The 9,646-nt window shown below is 67.1% G+C and carries 7 protein-coding genes and 3 pseudogenes; 4 read left to right on the top strand and 6 right to left on the bottom strand.

Features of this window, described 5'->3' with window-relative positions; genetic code table 11:
- Positions 1-1,520 (top strand): SpoIIE family protein phosphatase (locus tag ACFV8T_RS44885; protein ID WP_385339519.1); only part of this gene is annotated, 1,520 nt, incomplete at its 5' end.
- An 818-nt stretch (positions 1,521-2,338) separates the two neighbouring features.
- Here the strand turns inward: ACFV8T_RS44885 and ACFV8T_RS44880 are convergent.
- Positions 2,339-2,440: pseudogene (locus tag ACFV8T_RS44880) on the bottom strand (transcriptional regulator); the annotation flags it as partial.
- Positions 2,434-2,781 (bottom strand): hypothetical protein, encoded by a 348-nt coding sequence (locus tag ACFV8T_RS44875; RefSeq protein ID WP_385339521.1) that lies wholly within the window; start codon positions 2,779-2,781, stop codon positions 2,434-2,436. The pseudogene ACFV8T_RS44880 and the gene ACFV8T_RS44875, both read right to left, overlap by 7 nt.
- 190 nt (positions 2,782-2,971) lie before the next feature.
- On the opposite strand from ACFV8T_RS44875, the gene ACFV8T_RS44870 reads away from it, so the two are divergent.
- Together ACFV8T_RS44870 and ACFV8T_RS44865 are read left to right on the top strand one after the other, a co-directional pair.
- Positions 2,972-3,961, top strand: coding sequence for a hypothetical protein (locus ACFV8T_RS44870; RefSeq protein WP_385339516.1), 990 nt, complete (start codon positions 2,972-2,974; stop codon positions 3,959-3,961).
- A 648-nt stretch (positions 3,962-4,609) separates the two neighbouring features.
- A complete protein-coding gene (locus tag ACFV8T_RS44865) occupies positions 4,610-4,822 on the top strand; it encodes a hypothetical protein (protein WP_385339513.1) in 213 nt (70 codons plus the stop codon).
- Positions 4,823-4,850: 28 nt separating this feature from the next.
- Here ACFV8T_RS44865 and ACFV8T_RS44860 read toward each other — a convergent pair.
- The 3 genes and pseudogenes from ACFV8T_RS44860 to ACFV8T_RS44850 all read right to left on the bottom strand — a co-directional run.
- Positions 4,851-5,213: pseudogene (locus tag ACFV8T_RS44860) on the bottom strand (transposase); the annotation flags it as partial.
- 96 nt (positions 5,214-5,309) lie between these two features.
- On the bottom strand, positions 5,310-6,662 hold the full coding sequence (locus ACFV8T_RS44855) for an MFS transporter (RefSeq protein WP_385339510.1): 1,353 nt from the start codon (positions 6,660-6,662) through the stop codon (positions 5,310-5,312).
- A gap of 770 nt (positions 6,663-7,432) precedes the next feature.
- Positions 7,433-7,705, bottom strand: a complete 273-nt coding sequence (locus ACFV8T_RS44850) for a DUF6225 family protein (RefSeq protein ID WP_385339507.1) — start codon at positions 7,703-7,705, stop codon at positions 7,433-7,435.
- Between the two features lie 447 nt (positions 7,706-8,152).
- On the opposite strand from ACFV8T_RS44850, the pseudogene ACFV8T_RS44845 reads away from it, so the two are divergent.
- A pseudogene (locus ACFV8T_RS44845) lies at positions 8,153-8,850 on the top strand (IS5 family transposase); the annotation flags it as partial.
- A 3-nt stretch (positions 8,851-8,853) separates the two neighbouring features.
- Here the strand turns inward: ACFV8T_RS44845 and ACFV8T_RS44840 are convergent.
- Complete coding sequence (locus tag ACFV8T_RS44840) at positions 8,854-9,426, bottom strand: hypothetical protein (protein WP_385339505.1); 573 nt, start codon at positions 9,424-9,426, stop codon at positions 8,854-8,856.
- Positions 9,427-9,646 lie beyond the last annotated feature (220 nt).

The raw sequence follows: 9,646 nt of genomic DNA, 5'->3' as shown, positions 1-9,646 counted from the left end.
GCTCGACCGGCACACCGCCGATCACCCAGAAGAATCCTCCGTCGCGCTGGCAGCATGATCAACCCCCGAAGGACTTACGAACTCGACCACTAAGCGAAGTACCCACCGGCAGCGCGTTGGCCGAGGTACTGCGTGGTGTGCGCCCCGTCTTCGGAGACTCAGCCGTCGCCCAGGCCGCCCTGCCCGAACTATTGGGCAACGGCTGCAGTGCACCGAGCGGACGTCGGGTGATCCTCGCTCCGCTGCGCGGCCGACGGCGTGTTCTCGGCGCCGCCGTCTTCGAGCGCGGAGCCGAGCGGCCGGCTTTCGACTCGGACGACCTCCTGGTCGCCGCCCAGCTCGCCACCCAGAGCGCGCTCGGTATCGACAAGGCAGTGTTGTACGGGCACGAGGCGAATCTCGCCGGCGAGCTCCAGCGCACCATGCTGCCCGACTCGCTGCCTCGAATGCCCGCTGGCCAGCTGGCCTTCCGCTACCTCCCGGCCGCCGAGACGGCCCGGGTCGGCGGCGACTGGTACGACGCGATCCCACTACCCGGAAACCGGGTCGCCCTGGTCGTCGGCGACGTCATAGGCCACTCCATGACATCCGCAGCAATCATGGGCCAGCTGCGCACCACCGCGCAGACCCTGGCCCAGCTCGACCTGCCGCCGCAGGAGGTGCTGCACCACCTCGACGAGCAGGCCCAGCGGCTCGGCAGCGACCGCATGGCGACCTGCCTGTACGCGGTGTACGACCCGGTCGCGCACCGCATCGCCATCGCCAACGCCGGGCATCCCCCACCCATCCTGCTCCACCAGGGCGGCCGCGCGGAAGTGCTGCGGGTACCGCCCGGCGCCCCGATCGGCGTCGGCGGAGTGGACTTTGAGGCCGTCGAACTGGACGCGCCCGCAGGAGGCACGCTGCTGCTGTACACCGACGGCCTGGTCGAGTCCCGGCTGCGGGACGTCTGGCCCGGGATCGAGCAGCTGCGCGAACGGCTCGCCACCAACGGCAGACTCGCCGGCCCGGACCACTCGCCGCCGCTGGAGGCACTCTGCGACGACATCCTGAACATGCTCGGTCCGGGTGACCGGGACGACGACATCGCGCTGCTCGCCGCCCGGTTCGACGGGATCGCACCGAGCGATGTCGCGTACTGGCACCTCGAACCCGAGGAGACCGCACCTGGCCGGGCCCGCAGGCTGGCCCGCCGCGCACTCAGCCGCTGGGGCCTCGACGACCTCTCCGACTCCGTGGAGCTGCTGATCAGCGAGATCGTGACCAATGCGGTGCGCTACGCGGAGCGACCGCGACCGGTGACACTGCGGCTGCTGCGCACCGACATCCTGCGCTGCGAGGTCGGCGACGACTCCCCGCAGCTGCCCCGGCGACGCCGGGCGCGTGACATGGACGACGGCCGCGGCCTGTTGGTCGTGAACCAGCTGGCCAGACGGTGGGGCGCGACACGGCTCGCAGGCGGCAAAGTGGTCTGGTTCGAGCTGAGTCTGCCATCAGATCAAGTACTTCGGCCCAGTTGATGCGTGGATACTCCATGACCGGGCCCGGCTCCACTTGCTGCCCTGCCCCGCTTCAAAGGGACGGGTGGCCAAGTCGGAGTCGCTCACCCCACCACATTCCCGCAGCCCGGCCGTCAACTCGCGGGCTCCGACAGCGGTCAGCAGCCGTTCCGGTACGACGACATGCTCCTGGCCCTCTTTCTGCGCGCCCACAACTCCATCGTCCTGCACGCCGGTGGGCAGCAAGCAAGCGTGGGCCTGCCGGCCCGCTGAGCACAGGCCGGCAGGCCCACGACTCTCTCGAATTTCTCGATCAAGCGGGGGCAGAGTGATGGCCGCGCAGCTGAGCGCCATGTCTTGGTGGCTTCTCGGGTCCGCGACAGCTGTCGCGGACAGCCCTGTGTCAGGGGTAGCTGCTGGTGAAGATCAGCGGTGATGCTGGCGGGCGGGACTGACGTTCAGAGTGCCAGCGGGCGGAGACGGGGTCGGTCTTGTCGTCGACGTCGTGCCCCAGGTTCTCCAGGTGGGCCTCCCACCTTCGGATGACATCAAGGTTGGTCTCCCCGGGACGCCTGCGGATCCTGGTGGCCGAGGACGAGCCCAAGATGCGGGACCTGCTGCACGGGCCCTGACCGAGGAGGGCTACGCCGTCGACACGGCCGCCGACGGGCCCCAGGCGATCGCCTCGACCGACGTGGCCGCTTTCGACGCGATGGTGCTGTACGTGATGCCGCCCGGTCTGGACGGCTTCCAGGTCTGTTCCGCCCTCCGCCCGTCGCCAGCCCGGAGGAGGACGAGGAGGAGTAAGCCGAAGCCGTAGGGCGGCCACGAGCTCCCCGTCAGTCGTGCGGGGGCCGATGGGAGAGCTGATGATCGGCCAGGCTCAGGGCCTCATCCACCACGCGGCGCAGATGACCGTCGGTGAGGGTGTAGATCACCCGGCCGCGCGCCCCGCAACGGTCCGAACGACGAAATCCAGCAGGCCCGCCGCGTAGGACCGGCTCGCCGCCGAGCTCGACACCGTCGGCAGAGGAACCCGGCACATGGTGCGCATCACTCTCGACGACGGCGCACCTGTCACGTCTCTCTGGTCGAAGTCGCACGCCGGGCAGGCCACAGCATCGCGGTCCTGTTTCGCTTCTACGCCAAGGCCATTCATCGCAATCAGGCTCGGGCCAACCAGCAGATCGAGCAAGTGCTGGAAGCAGTCGACGAAGCCTGAGACCCGACATAAGTAACCGGCATGTAAGCCCGGGTCAACAGCAATTTGCGACATCTTCAAAGCCTTATTATGCATAAGGCGTGTGGGAATTAAGGAAACTTCGAGGCGGAATAGTGGCTTCCGTCACAGCGAAGAAGTGTCTGGCCTTGATGGAGTTGATCTCGACCGCCCGGGTACACAACGGCCCCTGTGTGTATGGGGTTGGGGCAGTTGACTGTGCCCACCACCAATCCCATAAGGAGTTCTGCGCATGCAGAACAGCACATCTCGCCGCACGCTCAGCAGCCTCGCCGCCGCGACGATATCCGTCACTGCCAGCGTGACGCTGTTCGCCTCCGCCATACCTGCCAGCGCGGATGGTGGAGACCCGCCAAGAGGCCCGCGGATCGTCTCCGATGAGCAGTACGCTCAGGAGGGCAACGCGGACCCGAAGTCCGTGACTCGGGAGGGGGAACCCACCCTCGTCACCAGTGACGGCGTGCAGCAGTTCACCAAGCTGCTGGAGGAGGTATCTGGTCTGGAGTCGGCCGGGGACGCCTCCGCTGAGGACTATGGCGAGAACGGAACGTCCCTGAGGATCGATCTCGGCGTAGGGAGCGAAAATTCTGTCTCCGTCACCCGCGTGGACGCGAAGACTGACATTCCGCAAAGTGTTCTGTCCGACACCGACGCTGAGACCGCGGTGTCCACCCTCTCCTCCGGCTCGCAGCTTATGACGTCGGTGAACCCTGACACAGGCGCCATGGTCAGCACTCTGTCCGCCAAGGGACAGCTCACCGTGTGGGACTCCCCGAACGCCAAGACCCGAGCCGCGCTGGACTCGGTGGTCAAGTGGGCTGAAGCAGCCGACGCCAGGGACATCGGCAAGATCGATACTCAGCCCGTCATGCAGACACGAGCCAAGCCCTCCTGCGACTCCTACGTCTACACGCCGTACACCAACTCCGGAAAGGTGCAGGTGAGCGGCGCCCTTGTCTGCAATCAGAAGGGTGCCATAAAGCTGAGCGTCTATCTTGAACAGTATCGGGGCCTGTGGGTCTGGAAGATGATGGTAGTCGGCACGGCCGAATTCAGTGGCGCGTCCGCCACCAATGCAAACCCGTACTGGAAGTGCTCGAAGGGAGCGGGCAGCCAGCTGTATCGCGGACGCATGCAGACGCGGCAGCTCACGAACAGCAACGGCAAGTGGGTGGGCAGCGGGTCCGTGTACGGGCCTGAGAAGCGGCTCACCTGCGGATAACCGCGCGCAGTTGAGGTGCCCTCCCTGGGAAGCGGGGAGGGCACCTACGCGTTTTGCATCTTCCTCGCTTTGCGCCAAGCCCACACAGATCCGACAACCGCGCCCACGGCGAGCGACAGCGGACCAAGGAACGTCTGACGTCCAGGCTCGTACACAGCATCAGAAATCAGGATGCCCCCGACGAGGAACAGGCCGGTGATCAGTGTCCAACCAAGGGCGAGGATCACCAGCGCGGGCGGGTCCAATCGCGTTTTCTTCAACGGCCCCCTCCAATCGGCAGCTTGTCCGTTTCGGGATAGTTGTGTCACCTGTGGTCAAAGCTCAAGCCATTCATACCATGGCCGAGAGGCCGGCGGTCTTCCCACGCTGTCTGAATGAGTCTCTGCCAGGTCACGCCATCTGGTCCACGCCGCTCAGGACGATCCCATCTACTTGCGCGTCCACGCCAGCCTTGAAGGATGCGACTACGACCGGCAGGTTGCGACGCCGCGCCAAGCTGGCGCACCAGAATATTGGCTGGACCGTGCCTTTCCCCGGCAAGCGATCTAGCACTATCAGGCGGGGCAACTTCCGTAACGGAACGTCTGCCCACCGATCGAGAGAAGGCTGCGCATGCCTGGACCGGACCTGCCGCCGCCGGTAGCTCCCATGATTGTGGAAGTCGTACTCACCCGGTGGCCCACCGCCGCGCAGAAGGTGGAGCTCCTCCACGGAGTGCTCGTCTTCGCTGGCGACTTCGACGAGCGTGACCTGGAGACAGCGCGCCGTACCTACCCAGGCCGTCGTCCGGTGCTGAACGCCGACGGCGGCCTGGAAGTGCATCCGGCCGGGCCTGGAGCCCTCGCGCCGCTCGTGAGCTGAACTCCTACCGGGTCAGGGGAATGGCATGGCCCAGGGGCTGGCCACCGCCAAGGGCTTTCACGATGCAACCGTCCACCACGAGATTCTCAAGGTCGAGGCCGATGGCCTCGTCGTATGCCTCGAGCGCCAGCCGGTGCAGCCGCTCGAAGAGGCCATTGGCGATCCACTCATCCCGCCGAGCCCTCATCGTGGTTGCCGAGCAGGTGTGGTCGGCATGCTGCTGATAGGTGCCTCCGAGCACGAGGCGGGCCAGGAGCTTGTCGAACACGACCCGGTCGGGGATGCGGGGACGGTGGCAGCCCAATGGATGAGCGGCCACTGCCCGCTTGGGCAGGAGGGCTTGGAACTGGTCCCACAACGGGTCGGTTATGGATGAGGGCAGGACGGGCACGTGACCTTCGCTCGGCCGTAGAGGGCGTTGACCAGCAAGTCCCGCCGGGGTGTGCCGCCCCGACTGTCATGGCGGCACACCCCTGCGGGGCGAAAGTCACACGGCCTGTTCCTGCAGGTCCGCTGTGGGAGCGGGCGTGGGCATGCGCCAAGCCACAACCGCGCCGGTCACGAGCCCCATGCCGGCCAGCAGGGTGGCCACCAGGAACGGATCGAAGGAGTGCAAGGACGGGGCGAACCCGATCCCAACACAGACTGCTACCCCGGTCGCACCGCCCAGTTGGTCAGCCGCGCGCTGGACGCCCGAGGCGGTCCCGGCGTCTTCCTCGGTGACGCCGCTGACCGCGAGGTACTGGAGCCCCACGATGCCGAACCCCATCCCGGCCGCGATCAGGAACATGGGCGGGATCATCGTCACGCCGCCTGCCCGCAGGGCCGCGATCGCCGCGATCGCGGCCATCGCGGCAGCGGTGAACCCGATGCCGGCGAGCACGCACGCGCGTGTTCCCCACCGGCCCAGCAGGCGGGGCACGAGCATGGAGAAAACGATCAGCGAGAGGGCCAGAGGCAGCATCGTCAGACCCGCGCCGAGCGGGCCGATGCCCAACCGGTCCTGCAGATAGAAGGTGAACAGCAGAAACGAGGTCGACAGCGCCCCGCTCAGCAGCATCGTGGCCAGGTTGGCCGCCACACGCGTGCGGTTGGCGAAGAAGCGCAGCGGCAGCAGCGGATTGCGCGAGCGTGCCTCGACACACACGAACCCGGACCCGGCGGCCACCGCCCCGGCCAGCGCCCCCAGGACCACCCATGCGGGCGTTCCGGGTTCACCAGCCTCGACCACGCCGAAGATGAACAGCAGCGGGCAAGCGGTCAGCAACAGCGCGCCGGGAAGGTCCAGCCGCGGGGCGTCCTTGGCCACGGGCCGGTCCCCCTCGACCAGGAAGACAGCGGCCAGCAGCACGATCAGGACGAACGGGACCGAGACCAGGAAGATCCACCGCCATCCGAGGTGGGCGGTGATGATTCCGGACAGGACGAATCCGAGCACGAGACCGCAGCTGGCCACCGCCGCCCACACGCTCAAAGCCCGCGACCGGCGCGGACCTTCGGGGAACATCAGGACGATGGTGGCCATTGCAGCGGGCAGCGCGATGGCCTCACCGGCGCCCTGCAACAGGCGCGCGACCACCAGCAGCGCAAACGTGGGGGCCAAGCCCGCCAGCAGCGACGCGGCTCCGAACAGGCCGGTGCCGAGCAGCAGCACGCGCCGCCGCCCGAGCAGGTCGCCCAGCCGGCCACCGAGCATCAGCAGCCCACCACCGGCGACCGTGTACCCGACCACGACCCAGGTCAGAACGTGCCCGTCAACGTCGAAGTCAGCGCCGATCGAGGGCAGGGCGATGTTGACCACGGTCACGTCGACCGCGATGAAGAACTGCAGCATGGACACCGCGCACAGCATCAGCCATGCGCGTGCCGGGGACGGGCTGTGCCCGCGGGAAGAAAGGATGCCTGGAAGCATCAGGTGCTCCGTCGCTCAGAAGAAGTTCTGAGCAGCACAAACGTGCCGCTCCGGTCTGATCACGAAGCGGCTGGACGTCCAGGAGGAGTGTGTGAGTCGAACGTCCCGCCGCTAGCGGGACGTCCTGGTCACTGCGGCGCAAGCGGCCGCACACGAAGCAGCAGACATGCCGTGAACGTTACCAGGGCGGAGACGCCCGGCTCAGGCACCTGCCTGACGTCTCATCTCTTCACTCGTAGGCCCGTTCTACAGAGCTTCCTGGGCACGGGAAGCTCGTCGCCGCGGAGCACCTATCCGCGCGATCTCTTACGTGGCGGTACTGGCGGGACCGGCTCGGTGAACGAGCAACGCCGGCACGCCAGCTCGTCACAGCGCCAGCGGCGCTTGGCCCACACCAGCCGCGGTCGGCGGTCGTACCTGGTAGGTCACCAGGGCACCGCAGGAGACGACGGCCCTCCGCCGCGCGGACATTGCCGTACGCGTCCGTGTGCAACTGCTCCCAGTCCTGCCGGGTCCCGTTCACGTACTCCTCGCACGCGGCACGGGTCTCATCGAGGGGGACTTGAGCGTCGAGGAGATCTTGTGGGAAGGGGAAGGATTTTGGCACGCCCCAAGGGTACGTCTGTTCGAATATCGGATGCGAATGACGCGCCGAAACCTCGCAAAACGGTCGCCTCCGGCGTCGCGGGTTCGCAGGTTCAATCGAGCAGGTCGTACTCTCCGGGCGTCCAGTCGGCAAAGAGGGTGAGCGCCTTCTCCTTCTCGGCCCGTTCGGGCGTGGCACCAGTGGCCGGCCACCAGTTCTCCACGTGGTGGGCGTCGACGAGAACGGATTCGCGGTACCCGCCGAAGTCGCCAGGGTCTTCGGCGACACCGATGTGAATAGGGGTGTCGTCGGGCAGGTCCTTGAGCGCTGCGCGAAGCTGCGCGGCGTTCCATACCTGCGGCGCGTGGTCAAAGACGTCGGTCATGCGCACAGAGTGCCGAATCAGGCGGCGTTGCTGGTGGAGACACGGCTGTACCCCGGGCCAGAGCGCTGATCCGGGGTACAGAGGGCTGGGATGAAAAGCTGATCACCGGTGGTGAAGCAGGCCCAGCCGGTGGATACCGTACCGGGCGGCCGCGCGGTCGGTCCGCGTCGGGGAGGGCCCAGCCTCTTGGGTCCTCTCGCCCACAGGCGCGGCCAGGCGACGGCTTCCGCCCGGCCGGGCGCTTTCGCTAGCGCAGCTGGCGACGAGCGGCCAGAGAGATCAGGCGGAGGGGAACCGGCGGCGGAACTGTCCAACTCGGGTCTGATGCGGGTGGCCGCTGGCAGTCTTGCAGCGTTTCCGGGCGCCGCGCCGCATTCGGGACAGGCGATATCCGTCACTCGCCACGAAGCCGATGGCGCTGGCGTCGCTTCTCGATTCGGGCGCGCGCGGTTCGCGCGCTGGGAGGCGGACGGGACCTGGGCCCGTCTACTCGAGGAGGTCCAGGTTCACGACGACTCGGTCGGAGCGGTGGAGTGGGCCGTGTCGGTCGACTCCACGATCAACCGTGCTCACCAGCACGCCGCTGGCGCCCGCAAAAAGGGGCACCGGCGGGGGACGAGCTGGAAGATCCGGCACGCGCGTCGGCTGACCAGGCGATCGGCCGGTCCCGCGGCGGGCTGACCACCAAGGTTCACCTCGCCTGCGACGGCCGGGGCCTGCCTCTGGCCATCCTCGTCACGCCGGGCAACGTCAACGACTCCACCGCCTTCGATGCGGTCCTGGACACACTGCGAGTACCCAGGACCGGCGTCGGGCGGCCGCGCCGCAAGCCCGACGTGGTCATCGCCGACAAGGCGTACTCGTCACGGGCGATCCGCCTGACCCTGCGGCGCCGGGGCATCCGGGCGGCAATTCCGGAGAGGGCCGACCAGAAGGCCAATCGCGTACGGCGTGGCCGGGTCGGCGGCAGGCCGCCAGCCTTCGACCGTGAGCTCTACAAAGCCCGCAACGTCATCGAACGCTGCTTCAGCCGGCTCGAGCAGTTCCGCGCCATCGCGACACAGTTCGACAAACTCGCCACCCGATACCGGGCCGGACTCCACCTCGCAGCGCTCGTCCTCTGGCTCCGCGAAGCAGCCAGGTGATCATTACCAGCGCACTGCACTCAGCCCGTTGCCGAGATCCGTCACCTCTGCTCCAGCAAGAACAGCAGGGACGGCGCTGAGCCGGTCCGTCCGGAACTGCACTCGGTCCGGGCGCGGGCCCATCGGCAGCCGGCCATACAGGACCAGCGCGTCATCGTCCTCGTCCGCTGTTTCGCTGCCGAGATCGACGAGCAGCGCGACAGTCTTGTCCAGCTCCCGTTGGATCAGCCGCTGAATGGCATCGGTGGCCTGCTCACGCTCATTCTCGGTCAGCCCGCCGAGTACGAAGGTGAGGATCTGGGTATCCGGCGCCACGTACCTGACATCGCACACCACGTCCGTGTCAGCCGAGAGCCAGAACTGCATGCAGAGCGGCCCGACTGACAGGCCAAGAAGCTGCAGGATGCGCCCGACTGGTAGCTTCACCTGCTCCCCCACGACGTCCAACAGCATCCCGCAGCCCAGCGTCGGATGCTCGACGGTCAGCCCGGACTGGGCCAAGTGGTCGGTGACCGAGCGGAACTCGGACTCGTCCATCCGGCCCTCGCGGTACCAGGACAGATAGGTCTCCAACACCGCTGACACTCCTCGTTGTCATTGCCCGACATGGGGAAGATGGGACGCTGACTGACGGTGTCCACCCTCCTTCAACAAGCATCCGGCATTCTGAGCCCACGGGTGATCATTTATCAGACAGGCCCTAGCTTGATCTTTAACCTCGCGGTCCGAACGAGTCCTCGTACTTGATCACTCAGACTAGTAACTGCCGTACATGCGGGCGGCCTTCGGCTGAGCA

This window comes from Streptomyces sp. NPDC059832 (assembly GCF_042731715.1).
Classification (GTDB): Bacteria; Actinomycetota; Actinomycetes; order Streptomycetales; family Streptomycetaceae; genus Streptomyces.
Note: the sequence above shows the minus strand (reverse complement) of the source record. Positions and strands in the feature narration are given on the sequence as shown.

What these genes read in the sequence shown, in the direction of transcription:
- ACFV8T_RS44870 (WP_385339516.1), top strand. Translation starts at nt 2,972, where the DNA reads ATGCAGAACAGCACATCTCGCCGCACGCTCAGCAGCCTCGCCGCCGCG.
- ACFV8T_RS44865 (WP_385339513.1), top strand. Translation starts at nt 4,610, where the DNA reads ATGATTGTGGAAGTCGTACTCACCCGGTGGCCCACCGCCGCGCAGAAG.
- ACFV8T_RS44850 (WP_385339507.1), bottom strand. Translation starts at nt 7,705, where the DNA reads ATGACCGACGTCTTTGACCACGCGCCGCAGGTATGGAACGCCGCGCAG.